This window comes from Gluconobacter albidus, from assembly GCF_002005485.1.
Classification (GTDB): domain Bacteria; phylum Pseudomonadota; class Alphaproteobacteria; order Acetobacterales; family Acetobacteraceae; genus Gluconobacter; species Gluconobacter albidus.
The window spans coordinates 51,951-66,418 of sequence record NZ_CP014690.1; the positions used below are offsets into that span (position 1 = coordinate 51,951).

Consider the following 14,468-nt stretch of genomic DNA (forward strand, 5'->3'; position numbering starts at 1 on the left):
AACGAGCTGCTTTCTCGTCCAGGAAAAATGAGCACTCTCAGGTCGCCTCGGCCGCAGCATTTCGCCTGATAGCCTGAGGCGGCTGATGGAACTCCCGCAGGAAGGCGCGTCGCATCCGTTCGGGATCATGAAAGCCTGTCATGACGGCGATGGCTTCAATGGGGAGGGTAGATCTCTCCACCTGCTCGCGTGCGGCTTCGAGACGCAGTCGTTCGACTGCTTTTGCGGGGCTCATCCCCACCGCTGCCCGGAAACTGCGAGAAAAATTTCGGGGGCTCATGCCGGCCTGACTGGCCAGAATATCCACGGTCAGGCGCTGTTCCAGGTTGGACCGGATCCATCCCAACAGTTCGGCAAAGCGTTCCTGAGGGCTCGTCATCTCGAGGAGTGCCGAGAACTGGGACTGTCCTCCGGGACGGTGATAGAACACCACCATTTGCTGCGCCGTACGACGGGCAATATCGGCCCCAAGATCTTCGGCAATCAACGCCAGCGCCATGTCGATGCCAGCGCTGATCCCCGCAGATGTCCAGATCAGGCCATCATGAATATGAATGGCATCTGCCGAAACCCGGATTTTAGGGAACTGTGCTGCCATGGCCGGGGCTTGTTGCCAGTGTGTCGTCACACGACGGCCATCAAGCATGCCAGCTTCTGCCAGCAGGAAAGCCCCTGTACACACACTGCAGATACGTCGCGCATTTCTGGCCTGATGCCTGATAAAGTTCAGTAATTCTGGGCAGCTCATAGCCTGCCTGTGGCCTTCGCCTCCGACAACGATAAGCGTATCGAACGACCCTGCCGCCGCGAGCGGAACCGTCTCGATCGTCATCCCGGAAGACGACCGGACCAGACCACCATGGTGGGACAGGGGCGTCATCTCATACGGAGCCGCCCCAAATCCTCCGGCAAGCTCGAAGGCTGCCGTCACTCCGGCAGCGTCGAGCAACTGGAAGTCTGGATAGAGAAGAATACCGATCTGTCTGGTCATGGCTTGAAATGAGGGATCGTTGTCCTTTCGTCAAATGCTCTTTTGGAAAACACTGACAGGTCTCGGATCAACTCGTGATCCGTCCCCGAACCAGAGGCGGAATTCCCAATGTCCCGACCCCCATTGCCTCCCTTCAATGCTGAAACTGCTGTTCAGAAAGTCCGTCTCGCGGAAGATGCCTGGAATGGCCAGGATCCTGAAAAGGTGGCGCAGGCCTATACGACCGATAGCCAGTGGCGCAATCGCCTGGAATTCATCCACGGACGCGAGGACATCGTTGCGTTCCTGACGCGCAAATGGGAGCGCGAGCAGGAATACCGCCTTATCAAGGAACTTTGGGCTTTTCAGGATAACCGGATCGCGGTCCGCTTTGCTTATGAGTGGCAGGATCAGGCCGGACAGTGGTTCAGGTCCCATGGGAACGAGAACTGGGAGTTCGATGAAAACGGGTTGATGCGTTACCGCGCAGCGTCAATCAACGACCAACCCATTTCGGCGACCGACCGTCTGTTCCGATGGCCTGAGGGACGGCGTCCGGACAGTCACCCCGGTCTTTCGACGCTAGGATTGTAACTGTCCGGACGCGTTTCCTTAAGGCGTTGACTGGAACGCCTTGCGGCCTTCTGCGTCCAGCGCCGCGAAGTCTTCATCGGACAGTGTGATGTCGGCAGCCGCGACATTCTGTTCCAGATGGGCGACCTTGGACGTGCCAGGGATCGGAAGCATCGCCTTGCTGCGCATCAGGACCCAGGCAAGAGCAATCTGGCTTGGATGCGAGCCGTATTTCTTCGCCATCGTGTCCAATATGGATCCCGGCCTGGCGAGGTCGCCGGCGGCGAGAGGGAACCACGGGATGAACCCGATGTTCTGCTGCGTGCAGTAGTCGAGTACGTCCTCGCTGGTGCGATCGACGAGATTGTAGCGGTTCTGGACGGTCGCGACCTCGAAGAATTTCGATGCTGTTTTGATGTTGTCGACAGAGACCTCGCTCAGTCCTGCATGACGGATCAGTTTCTGATCAATGAAGGAGCGGACCGCGTCGAACTGTTCGTCTGCCGGGACTCTGGGATCGATCCGGTGGAGTTGCCACAGATCAATCTGCTCGACGCCGAGGTTGCGCAGGCTTTTGTGCACCTGCTGCAATAGATATTCTGGGCGTCCGACCGGTTTCCAGATGTCGGGGCCGGAGCGGGTGAGGCCGCCTTTCGTCGCGATGACCAATCCTTTGGGATAGGGATGCAGAGCTTCCCTGATCAGCCATTCGGAGACGTCCGGACCATAGGAATCCGCCGTGTCGATGAAATTGACGCCGAGTTCTGGGAGGCGCTTCAGTGTGCGGATGGCCTCGTCGTGATCGGCGGGCGGTCCCCATATACCCTGGCCAGTGATGCGCATCGCACCGAAACCAAGCCGGTTGATGCCGAGATCGCCGCCAATCCTGAATGTGCCTGATCGGGAAGCGTTAGAGGGGGACTGGATCATGGGTTTAGGTTCCTTCATGACAATGTCGTCTCTGAGGCCAGTATCTCGGCCAGTCTGTCGAAAGCTGGCTGGTAGATCTGTGTCGGCATCCGGGCCTCCATACTGGCGGCATGTTCGGCTGGGGCCTCGAACTGCCCCCGCCATTGGATGAACGTGTGGTCGCTCTTCGTTATGGGAAGAAGGCTGATGGTAGAGCGATAGTTCCGGACCGGCAGGGCTGATTCAACGATCGAGAACGTGACCGCGTGATCCACGTCGGAGAGTGCCAGAAGCTGTTCGCGGATGAGTCCGACATCCCCCATCTCAACCAAGCGGATTGCGCCGACGCGGTCACCGGACTCATTGCCTTCGATCGCGCAGCTTCTGACGCCCGGCAACCAGCGTCCAAGGGCGCCAAAATTACGGACCAGCCGCCAGACAGAGGGAAGGGATGCAGGAATGATACTACTGGCCATAACGTGGATCATGAGGCTGGCTTCGCTTGGAATTGTGTGGCCCTCATAGCGACTGCCCTCCCGTCACCTCGATGCGTTGGCCATTCATCCAGCGCATGTCGTCCGACAGAAGGGCACGGACCGCAGCTCCGATATCGTCGGGCTGTCCGACACGCCCGAGGGGTGTGATGTCTGCAAGGCTTTTATTGATCGTGGCATCGTCACGGACCAGACCACCACCGAAGTCCGAGGCGATCGCACCAGGGGCGACGGCGTTGACGGTAATGCCTCGCTCTCCCAGTTCTTTTGCCATGTAGAGTGAGATGACTTCGGTAGCGGCTTTCATGGCTGAATAAGGTCCATGATCCGTTAGGTAGAAACGGGTCGCGGCAGAGGTAATGTTGAGAATACGACCGCCGTCCCGAATCAGGGGCAGGAGGGCCACCGTCAGAAGATAGGGGCCTTTGAAATGGATGTTGTACTGGTTATCGAGCTGTTCGGATGTCGCAGCATCGAAGCGAGTGTGAATGATATTGCCTGCGTTCTGAACGACATAACTCAGTGCACTGTGCTCGAACTCATGTGAGAGAAGTGCTCTGACCTGTCCGGAAAAATCCGCGAACGATTCATGGTCCACGATATCCAGCTTCAGCATGCGCAGTTTTGCATTTTGGCCGACGAGGGCTGCTTCGGCAGCGTTCGCCTCGTCTTCGTTGGAGTGATAGGTCCCGATCACGTTGATGCCCGAGGCAATCAGATGTTTCGCGATACTGTATCCGATGCCGCGATTGGCACCCGTGACGAATGCGATGTCCTGTTTGCTCATAACTGGATTCCTTGGCCGAGACACGGCGATGTGTTCCGGAATTTAATTCCGTACTGGATGGTCCATAATATGTGCGCAAAACAGGGTCAAGGAGTTATGGAGTGGTCGATATGGAATTAACGGCATAAGGCTTGGCCTGTTGCAGGCTCATCAATGTCTGGCAGACCGTTTCACGGCGTGGTGAGCAGCGCGTTGGCATCCCATAAGGTCAGAAGCGAAGTGATGGCGGCATCCAGATGTGTTGACGTCATCCCGTCCCGCGCTTCGCATGTCATGCCATGGAAAAATGTCGCGAAAATATCGGGCAGGGCCGCTGTTGTCGCGCAATCGCGCAGTTCGCCGCGGGCAATCGCGCGCTCCACGCAGACCCGGATTCCGGTCCGCGTCCGCTGGCGCTCTGCAGCGAGAAGGGCCTGAACGGCTTCGTTTTCGGGCGAACAGTTACTGGCGCCCGAGACGACCAGACAGCCACAGGGATGCGTCCGGGTCGCCTGCATACGCGCTGAACCGCGCAAAGTCCGTTCAATCGCATCCCGCGGTATCAGGTTTTCGTCCCATAAGGGCGACATCACCTGTCCGTAGGTCGCCAGATAATGCTGCACGACTTCGCGAAACAAGGCTTCCTTCGAGCCGAACGCGGCATAGAAACTTGCCGGCGAAATATTGCCCATGCAGGATTTGAGCTGTGTCAGGGAGGTCGGTTCGTAGCCTTGCGCCCAGAAAAGCGTCATGGCGGCATTGAGTGCTTTGTCCCTGTCAAACTCCCGGGGACGCCCTGTTCGCGCCATGGTATTGCTCCTTTTGAAAGATTTTCATATTAAGTGATCCAGAAGTAATTGCCAAGAATTTACGCTCTCATATATAGATCATTCGATCCATATATGAGAGCCGCATGACCTCCAAGACGATACCCCTTCGCAGAAGTCCCGATGACAGATTACCTATGGCCGGCTTACTCGCCTTGGCGATGACTGGCTTCATCTGCATTATGACTGAAACTCTTCCTGCAGGTTTGCTGCCTGAGATCGGGGCTGGGCTGCATGTTTCCCCCGCCTTGGCAGGGCAGATGGTCACGGCTTACGCCTTGGGCTCCCTGAGTGCTGCGATCCCGCTAACATTGGCCACACAGCGCTGGCGGAGAAGGCGGGTTCTACTGCTGGCGATCATTGGTTTTGTAGTTTTTAACTCCATCACAGCATTCTCGACGGATTATGACCTGACCCTCGTGGCGCGATATGGCGCGGGTGCAGCGGCAGGGCTCGCCTGGGCCCTGCTGGCCGGCTATGCACGCAGAATGGTGACACCCGCTCAGCAAGGACGTGCTCTGGCTATCGCCATGGTTGGCACGCCGATCGCGCTTTCTGTAGGTGTTCCGGCGGGCACTTGGCTGGGCGCGGCTGTGGGATGGAGACTGGCCTTCTGGATCATGTCGGGTGCCACCTTGCTGTTAATTGTCTGGGTTCTGGCGAAGGTTCCTGATTTTCCAGGCCTTGCACATCATGAGCGCCAGCCGTTCGGTCATGTCCTGCGAACACCGGGGGTGCGATCTGTTCTGGGCGTCGTGGTAACATGGATGCTCGCGCATAACGTTCTCTACACTTATATCGTACCGTTCATTACACCGGCAGGGCTGGCAGGAGAGGCGGACCGCATCCTCCTGCTTTTTGGCCTTGCTGCCCTTGCAGGCATCTGGCTCACCAGTTGCACGGTCGATCATGCCCTCCGGCTTTCTGTTCTGGTCAGTCTGGCAATATTCGCTGCTGTTGCAGTTTTTTTTGCAATTGGATCAGCATCGCCTGCGGTGATCATGATTGGCGTTACGATATGGGGTCTGACTTTCGGAGGGGCCGCGACGTTGCTCCAGACGGCTCTGGCTGATGCAGCCGGGGAGGGTACAGATGTTGCGTTATCGATGAATGTCGTCGTCTGGAACAGCGCCATAGCCGGCGGTGGCCTGTTGGGTGGTGTATTGCTGGAAACGTGGGGAGCTCTGTCATTCCCCTGGATTGTGATGGCACTCGCTGCTGTAAGCTTCCTGATCGCATGGCAAGCCCGCTCCTATGGGTTCCGACCTGGCCATCGGCTCGGGCATGGAAAAGAAAACTGAGTATTCGATGACAAGCAGCGGATTGCGTTACCGCGTGATCACGCCCTGGCTAAAGATTGGTGCGCCGCTATACCTGCCAGGACACCCGACGCTGCTGCGACCGTTGCATTATGCATCGGGCTAGCCGCATCCCCAGCTACATAGACCCCGGACACAGAGGTTGCGCCCCAGGTATCGACCTTGATGAACGGACCGGTAGGTCCGTTTTCCAGAATACAGCCCAGATCCTCGGCAATCGGGCTGGCAGGTCTGGTTTTCGGTACCGTGAACACAGCTGCGACTTCAATGAGCCGTCCATCCGCCAGCTTCACGGCATCCAAACCAGGAGCATCTCCGATGAGAGAAATGATTGGAGTACGTTCGATCACGACGCCGCGCTTGTTAAGCAACATTGCCTGCTCTGGATCAGGCTCGTAAATTCCCTGAGTGAAGTAAGTTGTTGGCCCCCAATCGGGTATTAATGTTGCCTGATGGATTGACATTGGGTTTGTGGCGATAATTCCAAGCTGATGATTGCGGACCTCATATCCGTGGCAATAAGGACAATGAAGAACGGTCTTGCCCCATCGTTCCGCTACACCAGGGATATCGGGCAAAGTATCGGAAACGCCAGTAGCGAGTATCAGCCGCTTCGCCTGAAATTTTGCTCCGTTGGCTAGAGACACAGTAAACGTCTTGCCATTCCGTGCCACCTTCTGCGCGTCGTTCTGCAAGATCTGCGCAGTTGGATATCGCCGTAATTGTGCAGTGGCTTCACGCATAATGGTGTTCGGCGCTTTGCCGTCCTGGCCGAGGAAACCATGAGACGCGTCTGCGAAGCGGTTTCGCGGTAAGCCAGCATCGATCAGCAAAACGCTCATGCGAGCCCGTGCCAGCTGAATAGCTGCCGCTTGTCCGGCAAAGCTGCCGCCTATCACGATCACATCATACATGGTTAAATCCTATTCAACTTCATATGTAATGTCTGAAGTTACATATATGCATATCAGCTTTTTGCAACTCTTGATGTGACATGATAGAAGAGCCTAAAGGGCAGGCGATGCAACTGGACGGGCGATTATCGAGAATGATGCATTTGCTGATCCATATGGATCGCGCGAATGGGCCCATCACCTCCGGTGAAGCAGCGGAAATGCTGCATACCAATCCGGTTGTTATTCGGCGTACGATGGCAGGCCTGCGGGATGTGGGGTTCGTTCGTTCCATCAAGGGGCACGCTGGCGGGTGGACGCTTCTGAAGCCGCTGGAAAGTATCTCGATGCTTGATGTCTACAAAGCCGTGGGGCAGCCACGTATTTTCGCAATTGGCCTGGCCGACCCGGCGCCCGATTGCCTCGTCGAGCAGGCCGTAAATGCGTCAATGACGAGCGCACTCGAAAAAGCTGAGGCGCTTCTGATTGCTCAACTAGGCGAGGTCACTCTTGCAGCAATCGCCAAAGATTTTGACCGGCGCTTTTCTGCGTCTTGTGCGAGCTCTCCCTGAACCAGGGTAGTCTGCCGCTTTAGAGCTCAAAAAGCTTTGCAGTTACTCGATGGAATGAAGCTCAAACGTAAAGCCGCACAATGCATAAAAATGGTAGCGGCTGTTTGCAGGGGACCCTTCTTCTATGTGAGGTGTGCTTTGAGAGACCTTTTTGCCATAAACCTGTCTTTCATCGCGGAAACAAACGTTCGAACATTTACGGACTGACGTTCTTTGGCAGGGAACAGGATGAAGACCGGAAGTACTGAGGCGGGGGTGTCAGTCAAAATTCTTCGAAGCTGCCCATTTTCAACAAATTGGTGAGTTTGGTAGGATAATGCCGTGACGATGCCTAGATCTTCGGTGGCGGCTGTGAGAGCCGCATCGACACTGTTCACGAAAAGCCGGGGCGAGACTTTTATCGAAAAACCAGATTTCCCGCCCTGTCGCCACTCAGAATATCCCGCTGCATATTCATTAACCTCAATGAGGCTATGCGTTGCGAGATCCTCAAAGACCTGTGGCTCTCCGTGTTTCTTCAGATAAGCTGGGCTGGCAACAAAAATTTTCTGGACCTCTCCGATTTTCTGCATCTTCAGGGCGCTGTCTTGTGGAGGCGCAATCCGGATGGCGAGATCAACTCCTTCTTCCACAAGATGAACAACCCGGTCTGTCAAAAAAAGCCTGATGTTCAATTGCGGCCAGGCTTTTAAAAGTTCTGTGACAACGGGAAGGACGTGTACCCGTCCAAAAATAACGGGGGCGGTAATCGACAATACTCCTTGGGGAGCAGTCCTCGCACCTTGCGCTATAGCAATCGCACCATCTAGGTCGAAAATCGCTGCCCGACACCGAGCCAGAAACACCACGCCTTCAGTGGTCAGATGTACAGAGCGGGTTGTACGGTTGAATAAGGAGATTCCGAGAGCTGTCTCGAGGCTTCTCACCGTCCGTGTTACCGTTGTTGCGGAAAGACCCAGCTTTCGGGATGCTCCGACAAAACTGGCGTGATCGGCCACGGCCATAAAGATCCGCAATGCCGGAAGGTCGATCAGATCTCTCTCCTGTAATCAACAAATTATAGCCACAAAACGTAATAATGAAGTGCGCTTTTGGTAGATTATCGCACGCTTTGTTGCGTGAGAAGACAACGTATCTGTTCAACCGTTTTTTTCGGGAGTTCCCCATGAAGCTCTATTATCATCCCCTTTCGGGGCATGCGCATCGGGCGCACCTCTTTCTCTCTCTTGTCGGCTTGCCTCACGAATTGACGCTTGTCGACCTTGCCGCGGGTGAGCAGAGAACTCCGGAATTTTTAAGGCTGAACGCCTTTGGAGAAATTCCCGTTCTAGATGATGACGGGACTATCATTGCGGATTCCAATGCCATCCTTGTTTATGTCGCGCGAAAAATGGGGCCATCTCATTGGCTGCCAGAGGACCTAGTAACAGAGGCGGAAATTCAACGCTGGCTGTCTGTTGCGGCAGGAAAAATCACATATGGATGCTGTGCTGCGCGTCTTGTGACAGTCTTTGGAGCCCCCTTCAATCCGGAAGAGGTCATCCAGCGTGCTCATGACACACTCAAAGTGATCGAGCAAACCTTGCTGGGCCGGACCTGGATCGCAGGAACCCAAGAACCGACAATCGCGGATGTCGCGCTTTACAGTTATGTCGCGAGAGCTCCGGAAGGAAATGTTGATCTATCAGAATACAAGGCCATTGGTAGATGGTTGCAGCGCACGGAACGCCTGGAGGGATTTGTTCCATTCGCGAATATTGTAGCGGATTTAAAAACAGGAGAGGCGCAATGAACTTCTCTCATCTGAGTCTAGATCATGTAGGCATTCGTGTGACGGATCTCGCCGTTTCCGAACGGTTTTATGCCAAATTTGGCTTCATCCGTGATCCAGAAGAATACGCTCCAGCGGTGAAAGCCTGTGGTCTACATCACCCATCCGGGCTTCGTATTCATCTTATTTTTAATGGTGTGTCAGACCCGGCTGGTAATATTCTGATGGATGTTCCTGTCAAATATCCAGGATACACACATGCGGCATTTATTATCGAAAGTATGGTGGGTCTTGTGGCCTGGCTGAAACAGGAACGGATTACGATCACAGAAGGCCCAGTGCATATGGGGCATGACAGACGCGTCGTCTGTTTTATTCGTGATCCAGACGGGAACGTTTTGGAATTTAACGAAATTCTCCAGTAATTTGTCTTTCTGGAACTCTGAATTTGATAGCCGAATGAGGACACCGATAATAAAATTCAGCCGATATCACTTAGATCGAGTACTACCAAGGTAGATTGTTCGACGCATACGCTGAACGAATGAATCAAGAAGGTCGACGCCGGTAAGCAGACTAGTCTTGAATTTCTATCTGTTCGTGCATTTTAAACCAGATCAGGGACGGAGAGAATGGAGCAGGGTTCATGAGGCGGCATGCCTACCATTCGTGGCGGCAAAGAGCGCGAGGGAGGCGAGGCACATGAGCGTTCCTGCGATCGCAAAGCCCCACCAACCTGCAATGCTGTAGAGTGCGGCCCCGCAAGACGATCCGAGCGCACCGCAGACGAACACACCGCCCATATAAGCAGCATTCAGGCGTCCGCGCGCAGTGTCGTTGAGACTGTAAACCACGCGCTGGCTGATGACCTGATTGGTTTGCACCCCACCATCCAGCAGCAGCGCAAGTACCGCGAGGACGATAATCCAACCTGCAGCGACGGCCCAGCCCGAGGTGAGAGACGTTGCGCCTACGAGTGCGATTGCGCTCAGTGTCGCCGGACGGGTCAGTCCGGCGTCAGCCAAGCGTCCTGCGAGAGGAGCGGCCAGTGCGCCGCCTGCTCCCGCGAGTGCGAAGAGGGCAATCTTGCTCTGGCTAAAGCCGAACTGGGCATGAAGCAAAAGCGGAATGGCGGTCCAGAACATGTTGAAGACAGCGAAGACGAGACCATGACAGGCGATGCGAACCCTTAACGTCCTGTATTGGACCAGAAGATGCATGATCGACCGCAAGAGGCTTCCGTAAGACATGCGACGGGTTGGGGCCTGAACGGGCAGAACGCGCGCCAGCCCAAGACCCGCGAGCATCATGACGACAGCAGAGACCCAGAACACGGCTCGCCAGCCGAACGCGGCCGCCATAGCGTTTGCGACGGGCCGCGAGAGCATGATCCCCGACAGCAGACCGCCCATGATATTGCCGATCGTTCTGCCACGTTGACCGGGTTCCACGAAATGCGTGGCGAGCGGCAGCAGAATCTGCGATCCCACGGAACACAGACCGATGGTGACGGAAAACAGCATGAATGTCGCGACTGAGGTGCTGAGCGCCGCTCCGATCAGACTGACGACAAGCCCGGCAATCGTTAGGAGGATCAGACGACGGTTTTCGGACTGGTCGCAGAGCGGCACGATCAGGACCAACCCAGCCCCGTAGCCGAGTTGGGTCAGCGTGACGATACTTCCCGCCCATGTGGAGGAAATGGCCAGTGCACTCGTGATGGGGCCGATCAGAGCCTGCGCGTAGTAGATGTTCGCGACCGTCAGGCCGCACACCCCGGCGAACAGTCCGGTTATCGCCGGTGTCAGGCGGAATGTCGTGTGAGCGGTAGCGTTTGTCACGGGCGGCCTTCTGGCAACTTTTGAGGCGAGTGGCGGCTCAGAACGTGTTCCTGAAAATGATCTCGTCTGTCGGAAGGATGCCGCCGGTCGGGTGAGGGGACTTGGCACATTTACCGACCGCGACGAACATGACGATTTCATGGTCCTCGGGAAGATTGATCAGCTTGCCCACTGCGTCGAAGTCGAAACCGTCCATCGGGCATGTGCCGTAGCCCATGCTTTCGGCCTGTAGCATGATGGCTGCCGCTGCCATACCGCACGAGCGCATGCCTTCGTCGCGCTGGACCTGTTCGCGTCCACGATAATACTGATCGATCGCGCCGGTCATGAATTGCTGCACTTCGGTGGAGGCGTTTTCCCAGTAGCGCGTGGTGGATTTCTCCCACGCCTTGATGTCAGCGCAGAGAACCAGAAGCACGGAAGAGTCGGTAACCTGAGCTTGATCCCATGCGACGGCGCGGATCTTGGTGCGCAGTTCTGGATCGGTCACGGCGACGAAGCGCCAATTCTGGATGTTGAACGCCGTTGGCATACGGCGGGCGAGACCGAGCAGTGTGTCGAGTTCAGCGTCCGTCATGCGGTGGTCGGGATCGAAGACTTTGGTAGCGCGGCGTTGCAGAATGGCACTGGCGACGTCGAGGGGCATGACATTTCTCCTGTTGTGTGGCTCTGTTGTACAATTTACCCTGTCAACGCGGAGAGGGCATTAAGGGTGCTTAGGCTTATGAGACGGCCCGTCTGATGGGTGTTCCATCGTTCCCCTTGGCCCGTCCGGGATAGCCGTAGGCCTACAGAGTTTCATTTCGGGTGATGGCATCTTTGCTGATGCGAGGCGCCATAACACTACATTCTTTTTGGGAGGTATGATCTACCATGTATCAGGGCTGGTAATGGTTTCATGAGATCGCCTTGTGTCATACACACTACCAGCCGTGACGCTGACTGGCGATCTCTTCATCGTCGGGGATCTGTTCCCGAGACTGGGGCCGGAGCATAGCATCACTGATATCGCTTCCTATCATGTCTATGCTCCTGATTTATATGGCTATTCATGGAATTTTTCAAATGTACGGAAGGAAAAAGAAAGGCATGTTTAAGACATTACTATTTCCTAACATGCCCTTCAGGAAGAATACTAGCGCGTCATAGATTTAAACAATTGTGTCTGTTCGACCAGCGCGCGTTCGGTTGGCAACCGTTCCATACTCGATGCACCATAAAATCCATGGCAATCAGGGCAAGCCTTGAGGACTTTCTGGGCATCTTCAGGCATTGCAATCGGTCCGCCATGGCAAAGAACGATGACGTCGTCTCTCACACTTTTGGCAGCATCCGTCATCTGGTTGATCAGCGTTATACAGTCGTCCAGTGTGAATGCTGTTTCTGCACCAATATTGCCACCAGTTGTCAGGCCCATGTGGGCAACCAGAACATCCGCGCCCGCTTTTGTCATGCTGACAGCTTGCTCTGGGTCGAAGATATAAGGGGTCGTGAGCAAATCTTTCTTGCGGGCCCGAGCGACGACATCCACTTCCATAGCATAGCTCATGCCGGTTTCTTCAAGGTTTTTTCGGAATGTACCGTCAATCAGCCCGACTGTCGGGAAGTTTTGTATACCAGAAAAACCCACCCTGCGTATTTCGTCGAGGAATACATCAAAGTCCACAAATGGATCGGTACCATTCACGCCGGCAAGTACTGGCGTGTTTGGGACAACTGGCAGCACCTCACGTGCCATCTCCATAACGATCTGATTGGCGTTGCCATAAGCAAGCAAGCCCGCAAGTGAACCGCGTCCAGCCATGCGGTAACGACCGGAGTTATAAATGACGATCAGATCGATGCCGCCCTCCGCCTCACATTTGGCGGAAAGACCTGTTCCTGCTCCGCCCCCAACGATGGGGCGCCCTTCTGCGATAAGGCCGCGCAAACGACCAAGAATAGTTTCGCGTGCAATGCTAGGCATTGAATTCGGTCTCCTTGAACATTGTCTGAAATTCGTCCGCCATTGCCTGAGCAAAAGCAGAATCATTGAGCGCATATGGCAGGCGTATCAGCCTTCGCCTTGCGCTTTCGCGCAGCATCCCTGATAACGCCGCGACGAATGCTTCATCGGCTTCGGGATCGAAAAAGACCTCTCCAGCCGCATCAAGTAAAGAAAAGCCGCCTTCCGGTATAAAGAATGCGACGGGGCCTTCGCAGTGATTCAGGCGTTCGGCAATCATTTGCCCCATCTGACGACATTCTTCGGCTGATGTACGCATCAGTGTGATGTGTGGGTTATGCTCTACCAGAACACGATTTCTATAATTTTGTGGAACCGTATCTCGGGCAGCGAAATTGACCATGTCGAGACCACCGCAACTGCCGACATAAGGCACTTTAGTGCGTTCAACTGCGCCGAGCCGGTCTTCTCCACAAGGAAAAATACCATTCGCAATGAGGTCGCAGAATTCCGTTGTTGTAACGTCAATTACACCGCGTATGACTCCACGATCAATAAGCTGTTCCATCGAACGACCACCCGTGCCGGTGGCGTGAAACACCAAACAGTCAAACTGATGATGCAAGGTATCAGTCAGGTGTGTGACGCAGGGTGTCGTTACACCAAACATCGTCAAGCCAATCGCAGGGCGTTGGTCTTCGGGTTCATGCGTCGCAGAACGCACCATACCGGCCATGGCATTCGCTGCGTTTTCGAGCACTCGCCGCGACACACGGTTCAGCCCTTGCATATCGACCACGGAATACAGCATTGCTATATCGGATCCACCAACATAAGGCGCAACGTTTCCAGATGCCACGGTGGACACAAGAATTTTTGGAATACCGATGGGCATTGCCTGCAAAGCAGGTGCTACCAGTGCGCTGCCTCCAGACCCCCCTAGTGCCAGTACTCCTGCCACATCAGGGCGCGAGGAGAGATAGTGCAACAACGCGTCAGACATTCCTGCAATTGCTGGACCTCTGACATTCCCGAATACGGCATCGGGCCCACGCGGGTGGCATGATGCGACGTCCCATGCCACGACATCGGTGGCTTGAATGACACCGGTGCAATTGTGTCCTGTGGAGACATCGACAACTCTGGAGAGCACACCACGTTCCGACAATTTGGTTTGCAGATAACGGAGTTCTGCGTCCTTGGTGTCTCGCGTTCCGATGATATAGACGTATTTTGCCATCGTCAGGCCATCCGGGGACACGGCTCAAGCAATGTGACCGTCAGTGGTCTTTCCAGTCCTGCCGTAAACGTCTCTTTCATGGCCAGGAAATGTGCCGTCTGCTCATGAATTAGAAGCGCGTCGAGACTCTCCCACTGTTCGATAAACACGAGATGCTGCGGGTTGTTTTGGTCACGCTTGCAGTCATAGGAGATATTGGACGGCTCTAAACGCGACGCGATAACGCATGCCGCAACTGCGCCGAGGACGGCATCTTTGTGTTCAGGTCGGATGTAGATTTCGGCAATGATAGTAAGGACATTTGTTGATAGGTCTGACATGCTTTCTCTCCGCCGCCTGACTGTTCTT

At 55.1% G+C, this 14,468-nt stretch carries 17 protein-coding genes; 5 read left to right on the forward strand and 12 right to left on the reverse strand.

The window, feature by feature from the left end; genetic code table 11:
- Positions 1 to 37: 37 nt before the first annotated feature.
- Positions 38 to 991, reverse strand: coding sequence for a GlxA family transcriptional regulator (locus A0U94_RS14585; protein WP_063904064.1), 954 nt, complete (start codon positions 989 to 991; stop codon positions 38 to 40).
- 108 nt (positions 992 to 1,099) lie between these two features.
- Here A0U94_RS14585 and A0U94_RS14590 point away from each other — a divergent pair, with 108 nt between their 5' ends.
- Positions 1,100 to 1,564: a nuclear transport factor 2 family protein gene (locus A0U94_RS14590; RefSeq protein WP_077804066.1), complete on the forward strand. Its 465-nt coding sequence runs from the start codon at positions 1,100 to 1,102 to the stop codon at positions 1,562 to 1,564.
- A gap of 18 nt (positions 1,565 to 1,582) precedes the next feature.
- On the opposite strand, the gene A0U94_RS14595 is transcribed toward A0U94_RS14590, so the two are convergent.
- The 4 genes from A0U94_RS14595 to A0U94_RS14610 form a co-directional block, all read right to left on the reverse strand.
- Positions 1,583 to 2,473 carry an aldo/keto reductase gene (locus tag A0U94_RS14595; protein WP_077802257.1) on the reverse strand — a complete coding sequence of 297 codons (891 nt, stop codon included), beginning with the start codon at positions 2,471 to 2,473 and terminating at the stop codon, positions 1,583 to 1,585.
- Positions 2,474 to 2,487: 14 nt separating this feature from the next.
- Positions 2,488 to 2,940 carry an SRPBCC family protein gene (locus A0U94_RS14600; protein WP_063904061.1) on the reverse strand — a complete coding sequence of 151 codons (453 nt, stop codon included), beginning with the start codon at positions 2,938 to 2,940 and terminating at the stop codon, positions 2,488 to 2,490.
- 31 nt (positions 2,941 to 2,971) lie between these two features.
- Entirely contained in the window at positions 2,972 to 3,733 is a 762-nt protein-coding gene (locus A0U94_RS14605; protein WP_063904060.1) for an SDR family NAD(P)-dependent oxidoreductase, read from the reverse strand.
- A 170-nt stretch (positions 3,734 to 3,903) separates the two neighbouring features.
- Entirely contained in the window at positions 3,904 to 4,521 is a 618-nt protein-coding gene (locus tag A0U94_RS14610; RefSeq protein WP_063904059.1) for a TetR/AcrR family transcriptional regulator, read from the reverse strand.
- A 104-nt stretch (positions 4,522 to 4,625) separates the two neighbouring features.
- Here A0U94_RS14610 and A0U94_RS14615 point away from each other — a divergent pair, with 104 nt between their 5' ends.
- Positions 4,626 to 5,840 (forward strand): MFS transporter, encoded by a 1,215-nt coding sequence (locus tag A0U94_RS14615; protein ID WP_063904058.1) that lies wholly within the window; start codon positions 4,626 to 4,628, stop codon positions 5,838 to 5,840.
- Between the two features lie 38 nt (positions 5,841 to 5,878).
- On the opposite strand, the gene A0U94_RS14620 is transcribed toward A0U94_RS14615, so the two are convergent.
- Positions 5,879 to 6,772, reverse strand: coding sequence for an NAD(P)/FAD-dependent oxidoreductase (locus A0U94_RS14620; RefSeq protein ID WP_077804067.1), 894 nt, complete (start codon positions 6,770 to 6,772; stop codon positions 5,879 to 5,881).
- 107 nt (positions 6,773 to 6,879) lie between these two features.
- On the opposite strand from A0U94_RS14620, the gene A0U94_RS14625 reads away from it, so the two are divergent.
- Entirely contained in the window at positions 6,880 to 7,323 is a 444-nt protein-coding gene (locus A0U94_RS14625) for an RrF2 family transcriptional regulator (protein ID WP_077804232.1), read from the forward strand.
- Positions 7,324 to 7,445: 122 nt separating this feature from the next.
- On the opposite strand, the gene A0U94_RS14630 is transcribed toward A0U94_RS14625, so the two are convergent.
- Positions 7,446 to 8,327: a LysR family transcriptional regulator gene (locus A0U94_RS14630; RefSeq protein WP_077804233.1), complete on the reverse strand. Its 882-nt coding sequence runs from the start codon at positions 8,325 to 8,327 to the stop codon at positions 7,446 to 7,448.
- Positions 8,328 to 8,488: 161 nt separating this feature from the next.
- On the opposite strand from A0U94_RS14630, the gene A0U94_RS14635 reads away from it, so the two are divergent.
- Both A0U94_RS14635 and A0U94_RS14640 read left to right on the forward strand, forming a co-directional pair.
- On the forward strand, positions 8,489 to 9,115 hold the full coding sequence (locus A0U94_RS14635; RefSeq protein ID WP_063904081.1) for a glutathione S-transferase family protein: 627 nt from the start codon (positions 8,489 to 8,491) through the stop codon (positions 9,113 to 9,115).
- Complete coding sequence (locus A0U94_RS14640; RefSeq protein WP_063904056.1) at positions 9,112 to 9,519, forward strand: VOC family protein; 408 nt, start codon at positions 9,112 to 9,114, stop codon at positions 9,517 to 9,519. Before A0U94_RS14635 ends, A0U94_RS14640 begins: the two co-directional genes overlap by 4 nt.
- Before the next feature lie 219 nt (positions 9,520 to 9,738).
- Here A0U94_RS14640 and A0U94_RS14645 read toward each other — a convergent pair whose 3' ends face one another.
- The 5 genes from A0U94_RS14645 to A0U94_RS14665 all read right to left on the reverse strand — a co-directional run bounded on the left by A0U94_RS14645 (position 9,739) and on the right by A0U94_RS14665 (position 14,440).
- Positions 9,739 to 10,935 (reverse strand): MFS transporter, encoded by a 1,197-nt coding sequence (locus A0U94_RS14645; protein ID WP_244178138.1) that lies wholly within the window; start codon positions 10,933 to 10,935, stop codon positions 9,739 to 9,741.
- 37 nt (positions 10,936 to 10,972) lie between these two features.
- Positions 10,973 to 11,581: a nitroreductase family protein gene (locus tag A0U94_RS14650; RefSeq protein ID WP_077804069.1), complete on the reverse strand. Its 609-nt coding sequence runs from the start codon at positions 11,579 to 11,581 to the stop codon at positions 10,973 to 10,975.
- A 489-nt stretch (positions 11,582 to 12,070) separates the two neighbouring features.
- The gene (locus A0U94_RS14655) at positions 12,071 to 12,901 is read right to left on the reverse strand and encodes a phosphoenolpyruvate hydrolase family protein (protein WP_077804070.1); all 831 of its coding nucleotides are present in this window, start codon (positions 12,899 to 12,901) and stop codon (positions 12,071 to 12,073) included.
- On the reverse strand, positions 12,894 to 14,120 hold the full coding sequence (locus tag A0U94_RS14660; RefSeq protein WP_077804071.1) for a Tm-1-like ATP-binding domain-containing protein: 1,227 nt from the start codon (positions 14,118 to 14,120) through the stop codon (positions 12,894 to 12,896). Before A0U94_RS14660 ends, A0U94_RS14655 begins: the two co-directional genes overlap by 8 nt.
- A gap of 2 nt (positions 14,121 to 14,122) precedes the next feature.
- Positions 14,123 to 14,440, reverse strand: a complete 318-nt coding sequence (locus A0U94_RS14665) for a putative quinol monooxygenase (protein ID WP_077804072.1) — start codon at positions 14,438 to 14,440, stop codon at positions 14,123 to 14,125.
- Positions 14,441 to 14,468: the final 28 nt, after the last annotated feature.

What these genes read in the sequence shown, in the direction of transcription:
- A0U94_RS14585 (WP_063904064.1), bottom strand. Translation starts at nt 991, where the DNA reads ATGACCAGACAGATCGGTATTCTTCTCTATCCAGACTTCCAGTTGCTC.
- A0U94_RS14590 (WP_077804066.1), top strand. Translation starts at nt 1,100, where the DNA reads ATGTCCCGACCCCCATTGCCTCCCTTCAATGCTGAAACTGCTGTTCAG.
- A0U94_RS14595 (WP_077802257.1), bottom strand. Translation starts at nt 2,473, where the DNA reads ATGATCCAGTCCCCCTCTAACGCTTCCCGATCAGGCACATTCAGGATT.
- A0U94_RS14600 (WP_063904061.1), bottom strand. Translation starts at nt 2,940, where the DNA reads ATGATCCACGTTATGGCCAGTAGTATCATTCCTGCATCCCTTCCCTCT.
- A0U94_RS14605 (WP_063904060.1), bottom strand. Translation starts at nt 3,733, where the DNA reads ATGAGCAAACAGGACATCGCATTCGTCACGGGTGCCAATCGCGGCATC.
- A0U94_RS14610 (WP_063904059.1), bottom strand. Translation starts at nt 4,521, where the DNA reads ATGGCGCGAACAGGGCGTCCCCGGGAGTTTGACAGGGACAAAGCACTC.
- A0U94_RS14615 (WP_063904058.1), top strand. Translation starts at nt 4,626, where the DNA reads ATGACCTCCAAGACGATACCCCTTCGCAGAAGTCCCGATGACAGATTA.
- A0U94_RS14620 (WP_077804067.1), bottom strand. Translation starts at nt 6,772, where the DNA reads ATGTATGATGTGATCGTGATAGGCGGCAGCTTTGCCGGACAAGCGGCA.
- A0U94_RS14625 (WP_077804232.1), top strand. Translation starts at nt 6,880, where the DNA reads ATGCAACTGGACGGGCGATTATCGAGAATGATGCATTTGCTGATCCAT.
- A0U94_RS14630 (WP_077804233.1), bottom strand. Translation starts at nt 8,327, where the DNA reads ATGGCCGTGGCCGATCACGCCAGTTTTGTCGGAGCATCCCGAAAGCTG.
- A0U94_RS14635 (WP_063904081.1), top strand. Translation starts at nt 8,489, where the DNA reads ATGAAGCTCTATTATCATCCCCTTTCGGGGCATGCGCATCGGGCGCAC.
- A0U94_RS14640 (WP_063904056.1), top strand. Translation starts at nt 9,112, where the DNA reads ATGAACTTCTCTCATCTGAGTCTAGATCATGTAGGCATTCGTGTGACG.
- A0U94_RS14650 (WP_077804069.1), bottom strand. Translation starts at nt 11,581, where the DNA reads ATGCCCCTCGACGTCGCCAGTGCCATTCTGCAACGCCGCGCTACCAAA.
- A0U94_RS14655 (WP_077804070.1), bottom strand. Translation starts at nt 12,901, where the DNA reads ATGCCTAGCATTGCACGCGAAACTATTCTTGGTCGTTTGCGCGGCCTT.
- A0U94_RS14660 (WP_077804071.1), bottom strand. Translation starts at nt 14,120, where the DNA reads ATGGCAAAATACGTCTATATCATCGGAACGCGAGACACCAAGGACGCA.
- A0U94_RS14665 (WP_077804072.1), bottom strand. Translation starts at nt 14,440, where the DNA reads ATGTCAGACCTATCAACAAATGTCCTTACTATCATTGCCGAAATCTAC.